Origin of the sequence: Halocatena salina (genome assembly GCF_023115355.1) — an archaeon.
GTDB classification, from domain to species: Archaea; Halobacteriota; Halobacteria; order Halobacteriales; family Haloarculaceae; genus Halocatena; species Halocatena salina.
Genome location: NZ_CP096022.1, coordinates 95130 through 118196, shown reverse-complemented (window position 1 = coordinate 118196; position 23067 = coordinate 95130). Strand labels below are relative to the sequence as shown.

19 protein-coding genes are annotated in these 23067 nt (G+C 56.7%); 13 read left to right on the top strand and 6 right to left on the bottom strand.

Annotated elements, in window-relative coordinates; translation table 11 throughout:
• Window positions 1-449 precede the first annotated feature (449 nt).
• The 3 genes from MW046_RS17635 to MW046_RS17625 form a co-directional block, all read right to left on the bottom strand.
• Complete coding sequence (locus tag MW046_RS17635) at window positions 450-1130, bottom strand: PsbP-related protein (RefSeq protein ID WP_247995834.1); 681 nt, start codon at window positions 1128-1130, stop codon at window positions 450-452.
• A gap of 102 nt (window positions 1131-1232) precedes the next feature.
• A complete protein-coding gene (locus MW046_RS17630; RefSeq protein WP_247995833.1) occupies window positions 1233-2030 on the bottom strand; it encodes a ZIP family metal transporter in 798 nt (265 codons plus the stop codon).
• A 137-nt stretch (window positions 2031-2167) separates the two neighbouring features.
• Window positions 2168-4117 (bottom strand): molybdopterin oxidoreductase family protein, encoded by a 1950-nt coding sequence (locus tag MW046_RS17625; protein ID WP_247995832.1) that lies wholly within the window; start codon window positions 4115-4117, stop codon window positions 2168-2170.
• Between the two features lie 425 nt (window positions 4118-4542).
• Between MW046_RS17625 and MW046_RS17620 the strand changes: the two genes are divergently transcribed.
• The 4 genes from MW046_RS17620 to fdhF (MW046_RS17605) all read left to right on the top strand — a co-directional run bounded on the left by MW046_RS17620 (window position 4543) and on the right by fdhF (MW046_RS17605) (window position 9893).
• On the top strand, window positions 4543-4719 hold the full coding sequence (locus MW046_RS17620) for a hypothetical protein (protein WP_247995831.1): 177 nt from the start codon (window positions 4543-4545) through the stop codon (window positions 4717-4719).
• 109 nt (window positions 4720-4828) lie between these two features.
• On the top strand, window positions 4829-6397 hold the full coding sequence (locus MW046_RS17615) for an NADH-ubiquinone oxidoreductase-F iron-sulfur binding region domain-containing protein (RefSeq protein WP_247995830.1): 1569 nt from the start codon (window positions 4829-4831) through the stop codon (window positions 6395-6397).
• Between the two features lie 96 nt (window positions 6398-6493).
• Window positions 6494-7483, top strand: a complete 990-nt coding sequence (locus MW046_RS17610; RefSeq protein ID WP_247995829.1) for a 2Fe-2S iron-sulfur cluster-binding protein — start codon at window positions 6494-6496, stop codon at window positions 7481-7483.
• A complete protein-coding gene (gene fdhF, locus MW046_RS17605) occupies window positions 7476-9893 on the top strand; it encodes a formate dehydrogenase subunit alpha (RefSeq protein WP_247995828.1) in 2418 nt (805 codons plus the stop codon). Before MW046_RS17610 ends, fdhF (MW046_RS17605) begins: the two co-directional genes overlap by 8 nt.
• A gap of 255 nt (window positions 9894-10148) precedes the next feature.
• Here fdhF (MW046_RS17605) and MW046_RS17600 read toward each other — a convergent pair whose 3' ends face one another.
• Together MW046_RS17600 and MW046_RS17595 are read right to left on the bottom strand one after the other, a co-directional pair.
• Window positions 10149-11960: a formate/nitrite transporter family protein gene (locus MW046_RS17600; protein WP_247995827.1), complete on the bottom strand. Its 1812-nt coding sequence runs from the start codon at window positions 11958-11960 to the stop codon at window positions 10149-10151.
• Window positions 11961-12005: 45 nt separating this feature from the next.
• A complete protein-coding gene (locus tag MW046_RS17595; protein WP_247995826.1) occupies window positions 12006-12422 on the bottom strand; it encodes a hypothetical protein in 417 nt (138 codons plus the stop codon).
• Between the two features lie 260 nt (window positions 12423-12682).
• Here MW046_RS17595 and MW046_RS17590 point away from each other — a divergent pair, with 260 nt between their 5' ends.
• Together MW046_RS17590 and MW046_RS17585 are read left to right on the top strand one after the other, a co-directional pair.
• Entirely contained in the window at window positions 12683-13558 is an 876-nt protein-coding gene (locus MW046_RS17590) for a cytochrome c oxidase subunit 3 (RefSeq protein ID WP_247995825.1), read from the top strand.
• 63 nt (window positions 13559-13621) lie between these two features.
• The gene (locus MW046_RS17585; protein ID WP_247995824.1) at window positions 13622-13963 is read left to right on the top strand and encodes a DUF6684 family protein; all 342 of its coding nucleotides are present in this window, start codon (window positions 13622-13624) and stop codon (window positions 13961-13963) included.
• Here the strand turns inward: MW046_RS17585 and MW046_RS17580 are convergent.
• Window positions 13960-14400, bottom strand: a complete 441-nt coding sequence (locus MW046_RS17580; protein WP_247995823.1) for a cupredoxin domain-containing protein — start codon at window positions 14398-14400, stop codon at window positions 13960-13962. The genes MW046_RS17585 and MW046_RS17580 overlap by 4 nt on opposite strands.
• Before the next feature lie 173 nt (window positions 14401-14573).
• Here MW046_RS17580 and MW046_RS17575 point away from each other — a divergent pair, with 173 nt between their 5' ends.
• From MW046_RS17575 to MW046_RS17545, 7 genes are all read left to right on the top strand, one after another.
• Window positions 14574-15008 (top strand): DUF6789 family protein, encoded by a 435-nt coding sequence (locus tag MW046_RS17575; protein ID WP_247995822.1) that lies wholly within the window; start codon window positions 14574-14576, stop codon window positions 15006-15008.
• Window positions 15009-15153: 145 nt separating this feature from the next.
• Entirely contained in the window at window positions 15154-16881 is a 1728-nt protein-coding gene (locus MW046_RS17570; RefSeq protein ID WP_247995821.1) for a cbb3-type cytochrome c oxidase subunit I, read from the top strand.
• Window positions 16878-17591 (top strand): cytochrome c oxidase subunit II, encoded by a 714-nt coding sequence (coxB, locus tag MW046_RS17565; RefSeq protein WP_247995820.1) that lies wholly within the window; start codon window positions 16878-16880, stop codon window positions 17589-17591. The genes MW046_RS17570 and coxB overlap by 4 nt, the downstream gene beginning before the upstream one ends.
• A gap of 138 nt (window positions 17592-17729) precedes the next feature.
• Window positions 17730-19286: an NADH-ubiquinone oxidoreductase-F iron-sulfur binding region domain-containing protein gene (locus MW046_RS17560; protein ID WP_247995819.1), complete on the top strand. Its 1557-nt coding sequence runs from the start codon at window positions 17730-17732 to the stop codon at window positions 19284-19286.
• A 62-nt stretch (window positions 19287-19348) separates the two neighbouring features.
• Window positions 19349-20290, top strand: a complete 942-nt coding sequence (locus MW046_RS17555; RefSeq protein WP_247995818.1) for a 2Fe-2S iron-sulfur cluster-binding protein — start codon at window positions 19349-19351, stop codon at window positions 20288-20290.
• Window positions 20287-22638 carry a formate dehydrogenase subunit alpha gene (gene fdhF, locus MW046_RS17550; protein ID WP_247995817.1) on the top strand — a complete coding sequence of 784 codons (2352 nt, stop codon included), beginning with the start codon at window positions 20287-20289 and terminating at the stop codon, window positions 22636-22638. The genes MW046_RS17555 and fdhF (MW046_RS17550) overlap by 4 nt, the downstream gene beginning before the upstream one ends.
• A gap of 69 nt (window positions 22639-22707) precedes the next feature.
• On the top strand, window positions 22708-23043 hold the full coding sequence (locus MW046_RS17545) for a hypothetical protein (RefSeq protein WP_247995816.1): 336 nt from the start codon (window positions 22708-22710) through the stop codon (window positions 23041-23043).
• The last annotated feature ends 24 nt before the right edge of the window (window positions 23044-23067 follow it).

Sequence of the window (23067 nt, the reverse complement as noted above, 5' to 3'; positions counted from 1 at the left end):
CGGCTGGCGAGCTCGCTGATTGGGTGACGATCCATCTGCAACTTGGGCCTGGCTAGGCAACCACTCTCCCCGTCGGGAAAGTGGGGAGCGACAGCGCTCTCCAACTATCTCCACTATGGACGACTGGCACCGGGGATAGCTCGTATACCAACTCCATTCCTGATGCGTATCTGGGCTGGTTTATCTCTACGATGAACAAGAGAACAAAAATTGCTGAGGAGCTATTCGTGTTTACACTCCGAAGTTAGGGCTGTGAGATGGTTGGCACCGGTTTCTCCATCGTCTTCCTCCGCAGAGTCATGATGGAAAATCGTGTCGACCAAGGGCCGTTGGATCACGAATAGGTGGACGCCCCGGGGATATTGGCTTTTCAGGAGTGCATCGACCGACTGAACCCGCTCGAACGATCATAAGAAAAGACACAAAACGTGGAGACGTATGCTCCGGAATCAATGGATCGTTAGCGACGTGACGAGTTCCGTCATTGCCCCATCGACGGAAGGTGTAACGGCCTTTTCGGGGACGAAAACTCCCGCTGCATAGACCGTCTCGGCGACGTGAGCGACGATGAACGTTCCCCGCATCACTGTATCGGTTGCTGACCGTCGCAACCGCGTCTTGACGAGCGTAGCAGGCGTACCGTTCGGGAGAGTCACCTCTCGTTGATCCAGCCGAGTAACTTCATCGATAGAGTACCTTCGTTTGGCCTGCTGGATAGCGGTCGTGATGATCGTCTCACGAGGCACGACGCTTGGAACACCGTCTTTCACCCGGATGAGCATGCGAGCCATGCTGTCGGGATCAGTGATTCGAACGGTCTTCGGTTCGGTGGAAGCAAGCTGCCAGTCAGCGGGATACTTGATGCTGTAGGAGGTCGCATCGTTCGTATACGTTTTAAGATTCGTAGTATCGATGAGCACCCCATGGGATGATGAACCGGTCGGCGATGAACTGTTGTTTTGCGTTCCTGTCTGGGTGTTCGTCGGCCGATCAGATTCGTTGGCCGTCGGTGTCCGCCCGTCCGAATCGGGTTGTGAAGCGTTCTCTCCATCGCTGTCGAACGGTTTCAGACAGCCAGGGCCGAGAGCAAAGCCAGCGGCGAGCCCTGACAAGACTTGCCGTCGCTTCATACTAGAAGATTCGTGGCCAGGTATATGAAACGTGTGATACACCACCAGGAGTGGGGAAGGAACTGCTCGCAGTTCCAGCGCCGATGAAGCTCTTCGCCGGAATCAAACGAGTGCGAGCGGTAACATCAGCAGGATCCCAAGGACGATCCCACCGATAAGTTCACGCTTCCCTCCATTTGGCAGGTCCGTCCCGACGTTCAGGGCCTCGGGGACGAACTCCGTGAGTACGAGGGTGATCATCGCCCCAGCAGCAAAGCCGAATCCGAACGCGAGGAACGTTCGTGCGGTTCGGACGAAAACGAACGCGATAACGGCTCCGATCGGTTGGGGAATGCTCGAAAAAACCGCCCACCAGACCGTCTTCCACTTGGGAACTCCCATCGATGTCAACGGGATCGAGATCGCAGTGCCTTCCGGGACGTTGTGAATCGAAATCGCGATCGTCATAAAGACAGCTAGTAGCGGGACGGAGACACCGAAAATATGAACCCCGTCTGTCAAACCGAGATCGGCAAACGAGACACCGACAGCGATGCCTTCGGGAAAACTGTGAACGGTAAGAACCCCGAGTATGAGCACGAGTTTGTTGAAGTCTGCTTTTTCGTACTCGTGTGGGTCGATGTCAGCGTCGATGAGAAAATTGTGGGCAACGATAACGAGCAGGACACCAACGCCCGTCCCGATGGCGAGATCCAACGGTGTGCCACTTGCCAACCCCTCATCAACGAGTCCGAACACCGACGCCGAAATCATGATCCCCGACGAAACACCCCAAAGAAGGACATTTCTGCGGTCGCTGATCGTATCGAAGAAGAAAAATGGGATCGCACCGAGACCGGTTGCGAGGGCCGTAGTGAATCCGGCCACGAATACGAAGAGGACGTTCTCCAAAAGGACCATCCAACCGGTATTCATGGGTCCAACCCTATAAACCGCTAGTGTAGTATAAGATAAACGACCTATCTTTCATCGAGCAACGTTCCGTTCGTACGCCATCTACAGGTCAAAACGATGGAGAGATCTCTTTGCCGTCCTGTTTATCGATGGGTATGTGTTGTACTGGAGATCGGTCTGACGGTGACAGTTGACGTCTCACACCTGAGAAGCGGATCTGCAACCTCTGCTGGGAGATACACTGTCCCGCGACGGAGATCACTAGCGAGTTGCACTGGGGCTTCGACAGTGACCGATCGGTGAGAGACAGCGACCGAATCGGCCGACTCGATCGATCGCTCACTCGCATCCGCGGGATGCATCCGTAGCGTCCGCTCGTTCGTACGGTGATCGTCGTGACGTTCGCTCGTTCGGCCACCGACGACCAGCTGGAGTCCGCTCTCGGCGTCGAGTTCAACCATCGGCTGTGCGCTCCCGAAGACAGCAACCCCATTGGGGGTAGCAAACGTCTCTTCATACAGCACGCCATCACTGTCGAACGGCCATTGACGCCCGTGACGGTCGATATCTGCGTATGAGATCTCCGTATGAGTCGGTGCGACCCGGCTCAACTCGTCGAACACCGTGGAAACGGTCGAATAATCGAAGGCACGAGCGTCTATCAATCGTTGGCCGAGGTCTCGAAGGATGACGAAGTCCGGCCGGGCTTGTCCCGGTGGTGGGACCGTTTGTCGAGTCCGCTGGACGCGCCGTTCGAGGTTGGTGAGCGTTCCGTCCTTTTCCACACTCGTGGCGGTCGGGAGAACGACATCCGCGTGGCGGGTCGTTTCACTCGATACGAGGTCGAGAACGACGAGGAGATCGAGCGCGTTCAGTCGCTGTCGGACCCACTCCGGATCACGTTTGGAAATCGCAGGATTTTCCCCGACAACGAGTGCCCCGCGAATATCGTTCCCAAACGACGCAAGCAGTTCTTTCGCCGTTTTACCCGGAGTGGATGGTGGTGGATCACCCCATTCCGAAGCGATCCGCTCACGGGCTTCGGTATCCATCACTGACTGATGGCCGGGGAGCCGGTCGGGGACACAGCCAGCATCGATCGCTCCCTGTTCGTTCGTGAGACCGCGAAGCACGTACAACCCAGTGCCCCGGCGGCCGAAATTACCGGTTAACAGGAGTAGATGAAAGAACGCCTCCGATGCGTTCGTCCGACCGGCAGACCCCTCGACACCGGTGCCAACCATTCCTGCAACGCGATCCGCACCGGCAATGAGTCTTGCAACATCGTCGACGACATCGGTATCCACGTCCGCAACGGAAATTCTGGTCTCGTGATCTACCTCGGTTATCGTGGCCGTGAACGCTTCGAACCCCGACGTTCGTCGGGTTACGAAATCCCTGTCGACGCCGTCCATTTCTAACACCCGTGCACTCAGGAGATCGAACATAAGAGCGTCCATACCGGGACGAGGGGCGATATGAACGTCGGCCAACCGTGTCGTCCGGTTCCCCACCGGTTCCACGTGTATGAGAGTCGTTCCCTCGTTGACTGCAGGTCTGACGAAGCTGTTGAACGCGATCGGTTGGCGCTCGGCAGGATTGGCCCCTGCGACGATGATCACATCCGCATCACTGAGATCCGCCAGACGATTCGTCGTCGCTGGCCAACCGACCCGATCCGATAGCACCCGCGTCGTCGAAACGTGACAGTGCCGGGCGCGATTGTCGACGTTGTTCGTTCCAAGCAGTCGTGCGAGTTTCTGCAAAAGATAGTTTTCCTCGTTCGTACAGTGAGGTGCTCCGAGAAACCCGAGTGTGTCTGGCCCGTGGACATCAAGCAATCGCTCGAACTGATCGACGACGTGGTCGTAGGCAGCTGACCACGAAACAGCACGCCAGTCACTGTCTCGACGGACCACTGGCCGTGTGAGCCGATCCTCGTCCACGACAGCAAACGCATCGATACCCTTTCGACAGAGCCGTCCGTTCGGGTTCGCCGGTCCAACGGCCCCCTGAGCGCGCAAACCGTCAGTCCCCGGCTGCAAACGACAGCCGACACCACAGAGCGGACAGATCGTCTGTCGATCGTTCACGATATATTTCACCCATTTCTTTATCCGCCTGGATATTCAAGACGATGGGGGAACCGGCACGATCATCCATCTAGCCAGCGGGGGTGTTCAGACCGTATCCATCGCTAGTCAGTTCGCCGCTCGTCGAGAATGGATCTGTACTTGCATTCCACGTTATTGCAAGTAATCGCCCTAACGCCTCCTTACTTGCTGTTCTGTGATTCACCTCATTCGATCCTCCGAACGTGTCCTTGCTATTACAAGCATACGTTTGTAATGGGTATTTCCATTCATCGTGGATCGTTCGCGCGTGAGAACGCCTCGCTGCCGACATCGAACGGGGGGCGAACTCGGCTGCGGGAACGAGGCAATTTCGTTCGATCGATACTTCTCGGAGATTGGATGGAACGATTAAGTATATGTATACAGGAAAAAATAGATCCGTGATGGCCATCGACAAACCGACGATTCAAACTGTAAACGGAATCATCGCGGTCTACGGATTGACGGTGATCGCTGCTGTCGCCCGGGTGTTACGAGACGAACACACACGACCGTCACCGACACCGGGCGAAGAATACGTACCCGCAAATCCGCGGGAGAAGGACATCGAGTTAAGCTAAACGAACTATTCTGTTGTATGACGTTTTGTGATGTACATTCGTTCAAAGCTTGTGATATTGATGAACGTAGCCGATATTTATTACTGTGGTGTCCATGATATCATTATATATGGCCGAAGATGGTTCGATCGGAGAGGGTCCGATCATTCGCGTTTCGACCAGTGGGAAAAACCGAATACGAGGTCGGGAGGTACTCCATGCGGCTCGCGAGCCGACGGCGTCCATTCCGATCGTGGAGGTGGGACCGACCGGCATTAGGGAACTGGAACCACTCATACTAGCGACGTACCAAGGAGAGACGGCTTTTTATCCCCAGTGTTCACTCATGCGGGTCCGCGATCTCGTGGTTGCACTTGACGATGGGTCACTGCCGACGAAGGGAGCGATGGCAGTCACCGAACACGATCCGGATACAGCGACGCTGCCGACGCCGGACGAAGGGACGTTTGCTCTCGGTCATCGGCGAGTACTCGACAGGAGTGGCTGGGTGGTTCCAGCAAACACCCACGATTACGTGGCATCGGAGGATTTTCTCGCGGCAACCGCTGCTGATCGGGCGGACGAGTGGCTCTCTACGCTTCAGGATGTCAGTCTCCGCGGTCGTGGTCGTGGTGACGGGGCGTGTGACACACCGGTCGTCGACGCGTGGAGCACGGTCCAAACGGTCAGGGACGAACGTGAGTCTGAGCCCGTCGTCGTGGTGAACGCGAACGAAGCCGACCCGAACGCAGAGATGGACCGACTGCTGCTCGAATCGAACCCGTTAGCCGTACTCGATGCAGCACTGGCGGTAGCTCGGATCATCGGCGCGACGAACCTCCTCGTCTACCTCAACGAAAACGAAGACCTCGCGAGGGATCGCGTCAACGAAGCAGCTGCCGAACTAACGAACAAGGTCGGTGCCGACATACCGATCGAAGCCATCGCTGGACCGAACGAGTACAAGGCCGGTGAGATGACGATGGCGATCGAAGCACTCGAAGGTAATCATCGTCTTGAAGCACGACTCAGACCTCCGTTTCCGACCGAAGAGGGACTGTACGGACGGCCAACACTGATTCACACACCTCGAACGTTGGCGCAGATCCGCTCGTTGTTCGCTAACGGAGGCGATACCATCGGTACCGGTTCCGATCCAGGTACCCGTCTCGTCACTGTCGTCGGCGACATCGAGACGCCACTTACACTCGAACTTCCGACGGACGAGACGCTCTCCGTCGTCAAGCAGGCCGTCGATCTCGACGGACGACCAAAAGCTGCCTGCGTCGGCGGTGTCTTCGGGGGGGTGACGCGCTCTCTCGACGTGCCGATCCATATGAACGCGCTCACAGCCGCGAATCTCGGAACGAACGGCGTCGTCGAACTGTTCGGTCAGAACAGGTGTATGCTGTCGGTCGTCGGCAACAGAGCGTCGTTCGCCGAAAAGGAGAACTGCGGTCGATGTTTCCCCTGCCGTGGCGGCACCCAACAGCTTGCAAGCATGCTGCGGGACATCTACGACGGTGCGTTCGATGCCGAAAAGATCCGTGAGCTGTTGGGGACAATGCGCCGATCGAGCATCTGTCAGTTCGGTCAGGACGCACAACGACCGGTCGCAACCGCTATGAACGAATTCGAATCGGAATTTCGCGCTCACGCCGAGGGATACTGTCCAAACGATGTTTGCATCCAAACCTGAAGTGGGTACGACGATCCACTACCACATCGGTGATACGACGGCTGACGATCGCTGTATAGGAAACCGAACGACATCCAATAAACGGAGACACTGAGTATGGATTCAGATCCGATCTGGGACGATGCCCATGACACGACAGGAACGGAACCGATATGGAAAAAAAGCCGACGCGTCAGGGAAGGGCAGGTAGAGATCAACGCGGTGCTTGCGACAGGAACGGCGACAGACCCGGACGTGACATCCGACGAGACGACGACGATCACTGTTGACGGCCAGTCGATCACGTTAGAGCCGTCATCGACGGTACTCGACGGTGTCGCCGAGGCAGACACGAACGAAAGTGTGCCTGCGCTCTGTTCCTACCAAAAGGACGATCGCATCGGTCCACGAAGCGCATGTCGGACGTGTATGGTCGAGAGCGACGAGTATGGACTCATCCCATCGTGTAGCTTCCCTGCGCGCGAGGGCATGGATATCCAGACCGATACGCCGACCGCCTCGGAGACCCGGGACGTGAATCTCGACCTCGTGTTGGGTGGACACAACCTCCTGTGTACAACCTGTGGCAAGAACGGTCGCTGTGAGCTGCAGGAGGTCTCGATCGAGAACGAAGTCGAGCACCCGCGCTACGGCGTAGTCCACGACAACGAGGAGCTAGAACCGATCGATGAGTCATCACCGTTCATCCAGATCGATCGGAACAAATGCATCCTCTGTAATCGCTGTGTCGAGGCCTGTAACGACGTCCAAGTCGCCGGAGTCCTGCGAATGGAAGGCCAAGCCGGAGACATGCGTATCGGCTTCCAGAACGGAGCGGAGACGATGATGGGATCGACGTGTATCTCTTGTGGACACTGTGTGACGGTGTGTCCGACTGGGGCACTCGTCGAGCAGAACCTCGTCGAGGCAGCAACGCTGCCGGTCCCAGGGTTCACCCATTCGAACTCGGTCGGGAAAACGATGGGTGAAGAGTATACGTCCCGTCCACGACGGATGACGCCGATGTACACCGAAGAACACACCGAAGCGGAACCGAAGATCGACGAACAAACCGATTCTATCTGGCAATACAGTGACAATGAGTGACGATACGACAAACGACGGCAGCGACACGGAGTTGGACGGCGTCGCTGGATTCATGCAACGTGCGAAGGGACGGGCAGGATCGAGGTTAAAGCAGCAACGCCTCAGTCGAAGCAAACTGGCACAGTTTCTCGAACAAAACGCTGCCTCGCTCGCAGCAGACACGATCAGTGAGGGAAAACTGTTCCAACTGTCGAAGGTCCTTTATGATTACCGTCTTGAGGAGGTCGACGTCACCGATACGACGTGTGGATACTGCGCTGTCGGATGCCGATTCGATCTCTATACGAAAAACGGCGAGGTGCTCGCCTCACGGCCTACCGATCCGGAAAACGCCCCGATCAACGGTATTTCGACCTGCGTCAAAGGCAAGTTCAGCTATGGATTCCAAAACAGTGACGATCGGCTCACACAGCCTCTGATACGGAAGGATGGGGAGTTTCACGAAACGTCCTGGGCGGAGGCTCTTGACTTCGTTGCGAATCGTCTCGGGGGAATCAAAGAGCAACACGGGGCAAACGCGCTGGGATTCGTCTCGTCTTCGAGAGCGACCAACGAGGCCAATTACGTGATGCAGAAGTTCGTCCGCCAGTCGATCGGAACGAACAACGTCGACAACTGTAACCGATTGTGTCACTCCCCCACGGTCGAAGCGCTCTCACAAACGCTCGGCTACGGCGCGAGTTCGGTCAGCCGTGACGATCTCAAGAACACCGACTGTTTCTTGATCACGGGATCGAACACTACCGAACAGCATCCGGTGCTCGCGACGCTCATCAAACAGAACGTCATCCGGGGCGCGGACATCTACGTGTTCGATCCTCGGGTGGTGAAGATCGCCGAGTTCACCCGCTCACAGTACACCCGTGTCCGACCCGGATACGACGCGGTGTGGATCAACGGGATGATTCGTCACATCCTCGAAAACGACCTGCATGAAACCGAGTTCATCGACGAGCGAACCGTCGGATTCGAGGAGTTAGCGGACTCCGTCCAGAAGTTCACCCCCGAATACGTCGAGGAGAAAGCCGGCGTTCCACCGGACGAACTCAAGCAGGCCGCCGAAGGGATCGCCACCGCCGACAGCTGCGTGTTCTGCTGGGCGCTCGGACTCACAGAACAGGTCAACGGAACGAAAAACGTGATCTCGATGGCGAATCTCGCGCTCGTCACTGGTCACGTAGGAACACCGAACTCCGGCGTCTCGCCGTTCCGCGGGCAGAACAACGTCCAGGGCGGTGGCGGTGATATGGGACCCGTACCGGGGAATTTCCCGGGATACCAGAAAGTGACTGACGATGATATCCGTCAGAAATTCGCTGACGCATACGATGTCGAACTCACCGACGAGGACGGATTAACGATCACTGAACAGTTCCTCGCTGCCGACGATGGCGATATCAAAGGGATGTTCATCATGGGCGAGAACCCTGCGGTTTCGGAGCCGAACGTCGCTCATGCGAGGGAGATCTTGGAGGATCTCGATTTCCTTTGCGTTCAGGACATCTTTCTGACTGACACTGCCCAATACGCCGACGTCGTGCTACCAGCCACGTCGTTCGTCGAATCGAACGGAACGTTCACGAGTTCGACGCGTCGGGTACAGCTCGTCAAGCAGGCGATAGAGCCGAAAGGAAACGCCAAACAGGACTGGAAAATCGTCCAAGCACTCTCCGAGCGCTTCGGCCACGAGTGGGGCTATGAATCCTCAGCAGAGATCATGGACGAAATCGCGAGCCTCACACCGATCTATGGCGGTATCAGTCACCAGCGTCTCGAAAATGAAGGTGGCATCTGCTGGCCGTGTTGGGACGAGGACCATCCCGGCACTGAAACGGTGTATCTCGAGGAGTTCAATCAGCCCGACGGGAGGGCGTTTTTGATCCCGACCGACACAGAGGGCCCGGCAGAAAAACCCAGCGACCAGTATCCACTGACGCTGACCACTGGCCGGGTGCTCTATCAGTACCACACGGGCACGATGACACATCGTGAGGAGGGGCTCATGTCGATCGCGGGTGAAGCCTTCGCCGAGATCCATCCCGAAACGGCAGCCGACCACGGCATCCAAGACAGCGAGTACGTCCGGGTAACGTCACCCAACGGATCGGCGAGGGTGTTGGCACAGGTCACAAAACGGGTGAATCCAGAGTCGATCTTCGTCCCGATGCATTATCTTGAGGATGCACAGGTTAATCTGTTGACTAACGAGGAGGCCCTCGATCCGAGCGCTCATTGTCCCGAGTACAAGGCAACGCCCGTGCGGATCGAGTCTGAAACAGACGGAAAACGAACGCCAGCCAGCACGTCGAGCGTCGGCCAAGCAGCGACCCCAGCCGATTTCGACATCTCGGACGTAGAATCATCCCCTCGTCCCGGTACCGAGACTCACCCGACGGAGACGGATAGCTGAAGCATGCCGTTCGATACCTCGCACACGACGACCAGGTACTTAAACCGAACGCGATACATAGTTGACTGTGCTCCAGACCGCTTCCGGGTGATCGACGAACGGAGACATCACCCTGAACGGCGACTGGGGGAGGTCAGTCCATGAGACAGCACGAATGTGACATGTGTGACGCATCGTTCAACAACGAAGAAGAACTGCGAGATCACGTTATGGAAGAACACGCCGACACGGAAGAGTGACGGTAAGGTGTAACGGTTACGTCCGACCGAACAGCCGTTCGAGAATCGTGCGTCCACCAGGTCGTTCAGTGAGAAGGACCGAGCAATCGACGTCGTGGATGATGTCGAAGTACAACGAGTCAGTAACGAGCCTAGAGAGCAGGCCTTGCTCGCTGGCACCGATGAGGATGAGGGTATGATCGGTTGCCACACGACCGATCGCACCTTCGACGTCGCTAGAGTCATCGACGATCTGAACGGCGTCGTCTAAGTCGTGGTCTACCGCCCAGTCGGTGAGGAACTGCTCGCCCATCTCGCGCTCTTGGGGACCGTCGACAACGTGGAGAAGCGTGATCTCCGAGTCGACAGTCGAACGGAGTGCCCGTGCGACTTCGGCGCTCAGATCAGAGGGCGGACCTCCTGCCGTCGGGAGGAGAACACGTGAAGCGTCGAAACCCCGATCCTTGAGGACGAGAATGTCACTCGAAAGCTGTCCGGTCAATTCGGCGAGCGGACGATCAGTGTGACCGGCCCCCCACGGTCGATCGGAACCCCACCCCATCACCACGAGATTTGACTGCTCACGTGCCGCCGTGTCGAAGATCTCCTCGAACGAGCGATGAGACACGATCGTCGATGTTTCACAGGAAACACCATACGATCGTGTCGTCTCACGAATATCGGTCATAAGTTCCTCGGATTCGGCGATAATTCGCTCGTGTTGGTCGCGCCTGTAGCTCATTGACGCGCGCGGCGTTTGGACGATGTGAACCGCGTGAACAGTTGCAGGCACTCGTTCGCTGGCGATCAAGCAGGCGAGATCAACGACGCCGGATTCGATGCGGGGATTGCCGATCGGTACTAGCACGCGGTAGGCTGCATCATCGGCCACGGCTTCCTCGGCAGTGTCGATCATGGAGACGTATGAACGACCGGCAAGGCTACCGACAGTCCACTCTCGAATCGAAAGCTGACGATCTACACCCTCGAACCGAGCGGATTCGAGCCGGTGTTCGGTCGTCTGAAAGTAATTAACGATCGTCACTAGCACGATACCGCCGAGCGTGTTACCGGCGAGGACCGGGACGATAAACCGAGTCAATCCGACAGTGAAACCGAGATTACCAGCAAATACCAGATACATCATTTCGGTGAACGAGACGACCACGTGAAAGAGGTTTCCCAGCGGAATCGCAAGGAAGGCGAGATAGACGACGACGAGGCGAGAGAGTGTATCGCGCGCGGCGTACACGATCCAGACGACACCGGCAACGATCAATCCAGCGAACACGGCCTTGAAAAACAACGCCGTAACCGGTGTTTCGACGCCGTGTTGGGCATGACTGAGGGCCGCAGCCGTTGCGTCAGGCGAGAACACGTCGCCCCACGTGAGTGCTGCCGCTCCGATGGCTCCCCCGATGAAGTTGCCAGCAAGGACGATAGACCAATGGCGCAACAATGCCGGAAGACTCGCTAACCGTTCCAAAGTCAGCGCCACTGGAGGAAGCGTGTTTTCGGTGTACAGTTGGTAACCACCGATGATGATGTAGATGAAGCCAAGGGGATACAGGAGAGCACTTACCACCGAATCATCACTTGTGGTGGCCGTCATCGAGGAATGGAGCAAAAACGTGATGGTGATAGCAAAGCCGCCGGCGAGCGCGCTAAAAAACAACTCACGGGTACCTGACGTGATCTCTTCATCGGCAGCGGCGATGATTCTCTGGAAGACTTCATCCGCAGAGAACCGGTCACGGACAACCGCTCCGACCGCTGGAGCACCGCTTCTGGACCGTTCGATCGCGTCTCGAACTGCCCTCTCAGGGTCGGATCCGTCTTCATCGTCCATGCCGGAACGTGTTCGTAGGGAAACTAAGCAGTTTGTATCTGTCCGTCATTCGAGAACACGGGCGGCGGAGTGTTCGATCAGGAGAAAAACGTTGTACAAGAGGGTCGTTTGAAAGCCGACGAGGAAGAATGCGCCGTCCGGTGAGAGACCAAAACGCTTCGCACCGACGACAAGAACATAACTGACCAGAAGATTCCCTCCCGTCGCAGCGAGATGGACCATCGACGCCACGATCAGTTGATCATCGGTGGGCTGTTGTTCTATGAACACCTGACCGAACGCGGCCATCGTAAGCCCGATCATGGCGGTGAGAGCTCCGCCGATGTACAGCCCTACCTGTATGATGTTCGGTGACCCGAACCGATGAATGAGTAAGCCACCTGCTCCCCAGATAACGAGCGTGTAGCCGTAAGCTTTCGACTCCGAAATCAAGTTCTGGGCAAGTCGTTGGGACGGGTCCATTAGATATGGATCAAATTCGCAGCGCAAAAATATTGGCGACCGATTACCATCGAGACCGCAACACGAGAACTGGTAGTGCTTGCATTCGACCGGTATCGAGACAAACACATTCTTTTACCGAAATATCACTACAAACGTGTGATTGTAAGTCTCCTACGATACGGGACGTCGGGCAAGACGTTATACCGCGGAAGGTCGAGTAAACAAACGGTGTCGTGCCTCATTCGTCACGGATGAGGACACTAACGGAGATGGCACGCATGAGCGATGAAAGAACGACGCGAGGAAGAGATGGACGGCCACGATCGGAGGAGCCGCCGGGCGTGTACGATTGGCCGACGACGATCGAAGAAACGAGTCTATGGCCGGTAATGAGCGCTGTCGGCGTTGGACTACTGTACGTAGGCGTGGCTATTATCGTGATCGGATACAGCATCAGTTCGTTCATCCCACAGTGGCCCGGGTTCGTACTCTTCGGCGTCGGCGTGAGCCTCCTTCTGATCGGCCTGTTCGGATGGTTATACCATGCTTTCGTCTATCGGTACTGGGAATACGGAGCCGATTTCCACGCCCGACTGACGCTTCGATCGACGATGGTTCTGTTCCTCGTAACCGAGGTTGCCACGTTCGGCGCGGGGTTCACGTACTACTTCTACATCCGGGCACACCCTTGGCCACGGGGACATATTCCCGAGCTTCTCGGTCCAGTGGTGCTCGTGAATACGGTCGTGCTCGTCACGAGCAGTGTGACGATGCATTTTGCCCACCGCGCTCTTCACGAGAACGATCGCACGCGTTTTATCCGGCTACTCGGTGTCACAGTGGTCCTCGGCGCGGTGTTCCTGGCCGGGCAACTGTACGAGTACTACGAGTTCGTCGTCAGAGAGGGGTACGCACTTTCGAGCGGGCTTTTCGCGAGCGGGTTTTACGGGTTGACCGGACTTCATGGACTTCATGTCACGCTCGGCGTGGTGCTTTTGAGTATCGTCTTCGTCCGCGGATGGTTGCTTGATCAGTACTCAGCGACCCGAATGACGTCGATCAGTACTGTTTCGATGTATTGGCACTTCGTCGATGGAGTCTGGCTCCTCCTCGTCACTGCGCTGTACATCGGTGCCTCCATCGGTGCACCGTAGTCGGTTCGAAACCACGTGGTGCTCGCTGCCATCAGACTATTACTGCTGTTCGACGAACGGTCGATGGGTGAACATTCCATGTTCGGACTCGACGACACACAACTGATCGACAGCGTTCCAAATGGAGCACCATTGGCGATCATCATCGTACTCACCGGGCTGTTCGTCGCGTACAACCCGTGGGGCTGGACGAATTGGTTCCTGATACTGGAGATTTTCGGTCTCCACCTGGTTCCTTTGCTCACGCTGGCCCCGGTCACGTATCTTGCCGTCAAATTCGTCACCGAGTCTAGCGACGGCCGCTCTGAGACGGCAGACCGGATACGATCGTGGTTCATGCTTGCGGAGCCGACTTCCCACCCCGAAACGACGAACGAACACGAACAGTCACCGTCGAACCGCTAGTAGTCAGTACAGAGCACGTCCCCACGCATCTGTATCGGATGGTACGGACAGTAGTAGGTCGTCATCTCTTGGGACGATTCGAAGGTGATCGTCCGCGTCTCTCCGCGATCAGAATTTTCTTTTGATTCATAGAGCGTCTTTCCCACGCTGTTTTCGATGATAATCTTGTGCCGTGTACCATCAAGAACAGTCCACCGAAGACGGATGGTTTTGCCGGGGCGGAATTTGAGTTCCGGATTCAACTCGCTACGGATCTCGTCCGGAGCGATACCCCGCCATCCCGTCGTCTTGGCCCCGAGCGTGTAAGACTCGTGGGAGTACGCTCCCGACGCGGGATCTGGAGGAACGGTAAAGCGAACGTTGATACAGCCAGAGACCGAGGCGAAAGAAGCAACCGAGCCGCTGGCAAGAAACTTGAGCATCGTTCGCCGATCCATTATCGAAAATACCCCTCCAACACGCAAAAAATCACAGGCATCCTGTTTCTGATTCAGGTAATAGTTCGAGATTACTTCATTGCGTGGCGTCGAAGGACTGATATCTATTGGGGACATGCGTCGAAACGAACGGGGTAGCACCACACGAACGCCACGACGGCTAGAACACGACCATGCACAAAGTACAACGCGCTATCACTGCCGGCGTTGCCAGTACCATCGTCATGAGCGTCGCTCTTCTGATAGTGGATGTCGAAACGCGCTCGAAGTTGTCCCTGTTCGACGCCCTCGCTCGATTCTTCGGGATGCCTGGACGAGTGGGACGGGGACTACTCCTCTTCCTTTTTTTCGGTGTCGTTGTCTGGCCGCTGTTGTTCGCTCTGTTGTATCCCTACCTCCCACCACAGCACGATCCCGCTGTGAAAGGAATGGTACTCGCTACGGTACTGTGGATCGGCTTCGTTCTCATCGGAACCACCCAAATCGACACGTCCATCGTTCTTTTCTATCTGATCGTAACGCTACTCACACACCTTGCGTACGGCTTCACACTCGGGTTGGTGTACGGCTGGACCGAGCCGACACCGCATACGACGGATAACTCATAACCTCGAACAGCGCGAAACGCGTCATCGGTCACGGACATGACGTCACATATTCCAGTATTTTAAAAACAAATTTTATACTCAAAGAAACCCATTTCACATGCGTGTTTTCGATCGGCCCTCGTGGACGAGATGCCGAGGTGACATAATGGATATCGTGCCGTTCACGGTGCTCGTCGTCGGAACCGCAGTAGGAACAGTGTGGCTGCTACAGTCGATCGGCCAGCATCCACCGTCACCGTGGACCGACGGTGGTACGATAACCGTCAGCGACGATGTTGGGGTACCCGGACTGACGGAACTCCTTGAGTGGGTGTTGACGATCGACCACCGACGTATTGGCGTCCTGTACCTCATCTTTGGGACGTTTACCGGATTGTGGGGGGCAACCGATGCGATGATGATCAGAACGGAACTGTTGAACCCGGAATCTGTCGTTTGGACCACCGGAACGTACGACGCCCTCTTTACGACCCACGGCCTCACGATGTTGTTGCTGTTCGTGACACCGGTGTTCACGGGGATCGGCAACTACTTTATCCCGATCATGCTCGGTGCGGACGACATGGCGTTTCCACGGTTGAACGCCATCGCATTCTGGTTGCTCCCCCCGGCGCTCGTCCTCGTCCGCGCAGGACTCATCACTGAACTGATTGGACGGCTGTTCCTTCCGTTGAACATGGATCTGGGATTCCTCTTTGCGATTCGGCCTCCTGAACTCGGGTGGACGCTGTATCCACCGCTCTCTACGGTAAGCATGAATCCGGAAACGGACATTCTACTCGTCGGGCTTCATCTCTCAGGAATCGCAACGACGATCGCTGCTATCAACTTCATCGTCACCATCATCCTCGAACGCAGCGATTCCGTCTCGTGGGCAGACATCGACATATTCTCGTGGGGCATTCTCACCATGAGCGGGATCATTTTGTTCGCGTTTCCGTTGCTTGGGAGCGCGTTCGTCATGCTTCTTCTCGATCGGAATTTCGGGACGACGTTCTTCATAGTCGAGAGCGGCGGGCCACTGCTCTGGCAACACCTGTTCTGGTTTTTCGGTCATCCGGAAGTGTACATAATCGTCCTTCCCGGTCTCACGCTCGTCAGTTTGATACTGCCGAAGTTCGCTGCGCGTGAAGTGTTCGGCTTTCGGTCTATGGTGTACACGACGCTGGCGATCGGTGTCCTCTCGTTCGGCGTCTGGGCACATCACATGTTCACCACAGGTATCGACCCCCGATTACGCATGTCGTTCATGGTCGTCTCGGTCGCCATCGCGGTGCCGAGTTCGATAAAGACGTTCAACTGGATCGCCACCCTCTGGAACGGACGGGTTCGATTCACCGCACCGATGCTCTTCTGTATTGGTGGCATTAGTACGTTCATCGTCGGGGGGATCACCGGTGTGTTTCTCGCGTCAATTCCCGTTGATTTACTCATGCATGATACCTGGTACGTCGTCGGGCACTTCCACCTCATCATCATGGGCTTGATCGTGTTTGCGATGTTCGCTGGAAGCTACTACTGGTATCCGATCCTCACGCGAAAGATGTACGACAGGCGGTTGGCGCTGATTCACGTCACACTTACGTTCGTTGGCGTCTGGATTACGTTCTTTACCATGCTCGTGGTGGGCTATCTCGGTCTTCCACGACGGTATGCGACGTACCCACCCGAGTTCACGTTTCTCCAGCAGATCGCAACTGGTGGTGCGTATCTCCTCGGTCTCGGCGTGCTCGTCTGGCTGTGGAACATGGTCCAGTCCTACCGGATGGGTCAGCGGATCGAAAACGCCGATGTCTGGGGTTTGAAAGAAACCGGCCAGTTCACGCGAGAGTGGCAGTGGTTCGAGAGGCAACTCGAAGAGGAAGAACGATGAACCAGTCGCGGTTGCTTCCCCTCGTAATACTGCTGGTTGGGTTGGTCGTGACGGTTATCGCCGTGATACCCCTTCCGACGGCGGGTTTCAACTCCGTGAGCGAAGCACTCCTTCGAACGCTGCATCGACGGTTGTTGTTGGTTGCGGTTCCACTTGCTCTCCTCGTCGAAGGGTTGCTCTTCTATGCTGCAATAAAGTTTCACGGGAACGACGATCCGAAGCCGACCGAGGAACGACAAACGTTCGAGATTACCTGGACGGTCGTGGTCGCACTCATCCTGTTGTTCGTCGGAGCGTCATCGTATCTGGTGCTCGGAGATCCGATGGTTTCGACCGGTCCGGACGTAACGAATTCCCCACGGACAGTCAACGTCCACGTTACAGGGCAAAATTGGTTCTGGGAGTTTACGTACCCCGACGAAGGGGTGACGACCACGAACACACTAGTGCTTCCCTCGAATCGAACGATACTCTTCAGAGTTACCTCGAAGGATGTGATTCATTCCGTCCACATCCCCGCTCTCGGCGTCAAACAGGACGCGATCCCCGGTCGAACGAACACGTTTAAGACAAATGGTACGAAAACTGGGACGTATCGACTCTACTGCGCCGAGTTCTGTGGAACAGGCCACTCGAAGATGCTCGCAACCGTAGAGGTCGTCTCACCGGGAGAGTACCGACGCTGGCTCCACCAACAAAAGCACACGTAAAGCGACTGGTGCGTCAAATTTTATCATCACACCATATCCAAAACCACACCAAACATTTATATTAATATAGGAATGGCTATGCACTATGTGCAAATACAAACCGTGAGACTTTACATCTTGATTCGAATCGCTTGAACGATGGTTGATGAAAGGATTATTGGCGAAACTCCAGCCGTTCGTGTTGCTACCGGTAGTGAGAACCACCATGACGGACGTGAACTACTTCACGAGGCCAACGAATCCGAAACGTCGGTTACGACGGCGGAAGTCGGATCCGTAGGCCACATCGATTTGGAACCGCTCGTCGTAGCGACGGTGGAAGGAAAGACAGCGTTTTTCTCCCGTCCATCGACCGAACGGATGGAGACGATCACTCGGACCCTCGGGGAGGGGACCGTCCCGACCGACGGGGCGGTGGCAGTCGTCGAGCACGACCCAGAAACGGCACGCCTACCGACGCCCGAGACAGGACCACTCGGAACGGGAGTCCGGCGTGTGCTCGGAGGCTGTGGATGGTTGGCACCGACCAGTATCGAAGAATACACTGACGTGCGAGGCGAACGCTTCACGGACCGCGCCGAAGACGATCCCGAAAGCGTGCGTACGCACGTGATGACGTCCGATCTCCGTGGACGCGGACGTGGAGACGCGAGCGGTGATGCGTCCGTTGCCGCCGAATGGACGACCGTCTACGAGACGGCAGACGATCCCGTCGTGGTAGTGAACGGAAACGAGCCAGACGAACACGCCGATAGCGACAGACTGCTTCTCGAAAGCGCGCCGCTTCTGGTCGTCGATGTCGCACTCGCGTCGGCGGTCGCGCTTGGGGCAACCGACGTCGTCATCTACACGAACGAAACCGAACAGATCGCCCGTGAGCGCACACGGAAAGCGGCTGCCGCGCTCGATGACGTCACGGATACCGAAATCCCGATACGGATCATCACCGGACCGGACGAATACAAGGCTGGCGAGCCGACGATGGCGCTCGAAGCGATCGAGGGGAACCATCGGATCGAGGCCCGTCGACGACCCCCAGGCCCGAACGAACACGGCGTTGATGGCCGACCGACCCTTGTCCACACGCCCCGAACGTTCGCACAGCTCGGGCAAATCCTCAATGGAACAGGACCTGTCGGGGCGTCCGCAGACCCTGGGACGCGCTTGGTCACCGTCGTGAACGATGATACCACTGCGGCAACAGTCGAGTTATCGACTGATGCGACACTCGAGGCAGCATTATCGGCTGTCGAACCCGATAGCGGCTGGAGCGGTGCGTGCGTCGGCGGTGTCTTCGGCGGATTGACCCGCTCGCTCGACGTGCCCGCGAGCGCATCCGGCTTGCGAAGTGCACGTTTGGGAACGAACGGCGTCGTCGAACTGCTGGATAAGTCGACCTGTATGGTGGCACTTGCCGGCGAACGTGCAACGTTCGCCAAAGAGATGAACTGTGGACGGTGTGTCCCGTGTCGAGAAGGATCGAAACAGCTGGTGGATCTCCTGCACCGCGTGTACGACGGCGAGTACAAAGACGGGAGGCTCCGCGAACTCGTACGCATCATGCGTACGACTAGCCTCTGTGGGTTCGGCCGTGACGCAGCCCGCCCAGTTACAACGGCGATAGAAGAGTTCGAGACGGAATTCACCGCCCACGCAAAGGGACACTGTCCGACTGGCATTTGCAACCGATCGTGAACACCGAGCTGCTCCTCGGACCGCCGGGTTCGGGACAGTTACTCACAACGAAAAGAAACAATATGAGTACTGATCCGATTTGGGAACGATCCCGCAACGACGAACCGGACGTACCGCTCGCCGAAAATATCGCGCCAGGAACGGCGAACGATCCCGATGCCGGCGCAACGGAAAGCGCAACGGTAACGGTCGATGGCCAACGAGTCGAAACCGAGACGGGAGCGACGCTGCTGGATGCGTGCCAAGCGGTCGAGACCAGGGGCGACGTGCTTGCGCTCTGTTCGTACGACGACAGCCAAAAGATCGGCCCACGAAGCGAGTGTCGAACGTGTGTGGTCGAAACCGAACGACACGGCGTCGTCCCCTCGTGTAGCTTTCCCCCACGCGATGGGATGACCGTCTACACCGACACCGAACGAGCGAGCGAGGCGCGGGATGTGAATCTCGACCTGCTGCTCTCGAACCACAACCTGCTGTGTACGACGTGTGGGAAGAACGGACGGTGTGAACTGCAGGACGTCTCGATCGAGAACGACGTGATCGAGCCGCGCTATGGGGTGATGCACGACCGGAGTGAACTCGAACCGCTCGATGACTCCTCGCCGTTCATTCAGATCGACCGCAACAAGTGCATCCTCTGTAATCGGTGTGTCGAAGCGTGCAACGACGTACAGGTCGAAGGTGTGCTCCGCATGGAAGGCTCCGCAGAGGACACTCGCATCGGCTTCCAGAACGGTGCGGAGACGATGATGGAATCGACCTGCGTTTCGTGTGGTCACTGTGCAACCGTCTGTCCGACAGGAGCACTCCTCGAACAGGGATTGGTAGACGCAACGACGCTTCCCGTTCCGGGATTTACGCACAAGAACTCCGCCGAGGGGATCGTCGACGGAGAGTACGACCACCAGCCGACACAGAGGACACCGATGAAAAGCGAACTCGAAACCCAAAATGAACCGCGTGTGAACGAACGGTTTACGACCACGGGAGACGATCGATCATGAGCAACGAAACACGAGAGACCGAACAGCAGGGCGTCGCGGGCTTTATGGCTCGTGCGAAAGAAAGAGCCGGTGAACGGGTGAAAAAGGGCGCAAACGAGCGGATAGTTCGCCCGTTCGAACACGAGTTCTCCGGATTCATGGGGAATGCCATCTCAGAGGGTCGACTGTTCTCCCTTGCGGACGCGGTGAGCGATTACCAACTCAACGATATCGATGTCACCGACACGACCTGCGAGTACTGCGCGGTCGGCTGTCGGTTCGATGTCCTCTCGAAGGATGGTACGGTTCTCGGTACGCGCCCGAATCCCGAAAAAGCACCAATTAACGGCATCTCAACCTGTGTAAAAGGGAAATTTTCACATTCGTACGTCACCGACGAAGATCGACTGACTCAACCGCTCGTGAAAGACGACGGCGAGTTCCGTGAAGCGTCGTGGGACGAAGCGCTCAACCGCGTCGTGGACGATCTCGATGGTATCAGAGAGGAGTACGGACCGGACGCACTCGGACTGGTCGCATCATCGAAGGCCACCAACGAAGCCAACTACGTGATGCAGCGGTTCGCCCGGGAAGTGATCGGGACGAACAACATCGACAACTGCAATCGTTTGTGTCACGCAGCGACGGTCTCAGGACTCTCCAGCACCGTCGGATTCGGTGCTGCCTCGGTTGGGATCGAGGCGCTCGAAGAGACCGACTGTTATCTGATCACCGGCTCGAACACGACCGAGGCCCATCCGGTCATCGCGACAAAGATCAAACAGAACGTCAAAGACGACGACGCTGATCTCCTCGTCTTCGATCCGCGGGAGATTCAGATGGCCGAGTACGCGGACCAGTACTCTCGCATCGAACCCGGCTACGACAACACGTGGATCAACGGGTTGATCAGACACATCATCACCAACGATCTGCACGACGAGGCGTTCATCGACGAGCGAACCACCGGCTTCGACCAAGTGGCAGAGACTGTCGAGAAATTCACACCGGAGTTCGTCGAGGAGAAAGTGGGAGTCCCCCCCGAGGAGTTAAAAAACGCGGCCGAAACGATCGCTACGGCCGACTCGTGTGTGTTTTGCTGGACGCTCGGACTGGCCGAACACTCCCATGGAACGGAAAACATCTACGCGATGGCGAACCTCGCGCTGATCACCGGTCACATCGGCACTCCGACATCCGGTCTGTCACCGTTTCGAGGACAGAACAACGTGCAAGGCGGCGGGGGGGATATGGGGCCGATCCCAAACAACTTCCCCGGCTATCAACCCGTCACCGATGAGGAGAACCGGAAAAAATTCGCTGACGCGTACAATATGGATGTCGAGGAAATGCCTGATAAAGAAGGTTTCAGGATTACAGACATGTTCCTCGCAGCCGAACAGGACGATCTCAAGGGGATGTTCATTCAGGGCGAGAATCCCCTGATCTCCGAACCAAACATCGGCCACGCGCGTGAGGTGCTCGAAACACTCGATTTCCTCGCGGTACAGGACATCTTCCTGACCGACACCGCCGAGTACGCCGACGTGGTGTTGCCCGCGACATCTTCACTGGAGTCGAACGGGACGTATACGGCCTCAACTCGTCACGTACAGCTGGTCAAACGAGCAATCGATCCGATCGGGAACGTTAAGCCAGATTGGAAAATAACTCAAGCACTCGCAAAGCGATTCGGATACGACTGGGAGTTTTCACACGCGAGCGACATCATGGAGGAGATCAACGATCTCACCCCGATTTATGCCGGGATCACCCACGAACGTCTTGAAGATCTCGGTGAAGAGGGCGGGCTTCAGTGGCCAGTGTGGGACGAGGACCATCCCGGTACACCCTACACGTACGCAGATCAGTTTCAGACCTCGGACGGACTTGCACACATGCATCCCGCAGACACCGTCGAACCGTCCGAAACGCCGGACGACGACTATCCGCTGGTGATGACTTCTGGACGCGTACTGTATCAGTATCACACCGGTACGATGACGTTTCGGGAACCCGGAGACGTGTCCTACAGCAACAGGAGTTTCGTGGAGATTCATCCGGAGACCGCAGAAGAGTACGGTGTTTCGAACGGTGATACGCTCGACATCACGTCGCGTCACGGAGAAACACAGGCGATGGCCGAGATCACATCCCGACCGAGTCCGGGGGAAATCTTCATTCCGATGCACTATCTCGACGGTGGGGCGAACAACCTGACAAAAGAAAAGCCGCTCGATGGACCCAGTCGATCCCCCGAGTACAAAGTGACAGACGTGCAGATCTCGGTAGCTGGATCGGATACCGATACACCTGCTTCGGCCGTTCCCGGTTCCGAAGAAGAGCGATCGACCGCAGCGGACGATTGAACGGAGAGCAACACCTGTGTTCGGACGGCAAGGACGATAGTTATGCCGTCCCATCGCTAGTCACCCATCATGAGCAACCTAACCGAAGACGACATCGGCAAGCCCATCTACACTGCTGAAGAACATCGGATCGGGACACTGCGAGGAATGGACGGTCCGACGCTTTACATCAGTCTGGCGGACGACATCGATCCTGAGCTTCACAGCGATATGAATATTTCCGAGATAACGGGGGTCAAAGACCGAGGGGAGTATCTCGCAGGAGCGGCCAGGGCCTCAGTGGCGGGCGTAACTGACGAGGAAATCCATTTCTGGCCGACCTATGCTGCCGAAGCCGAACACGAGTCGGTGACCTACGAGGAAATTCCAGAACAGGAGAGTCACGACGATCCATCCGAGCTGTGATCGGATAGTACCCGGATTTCTAGT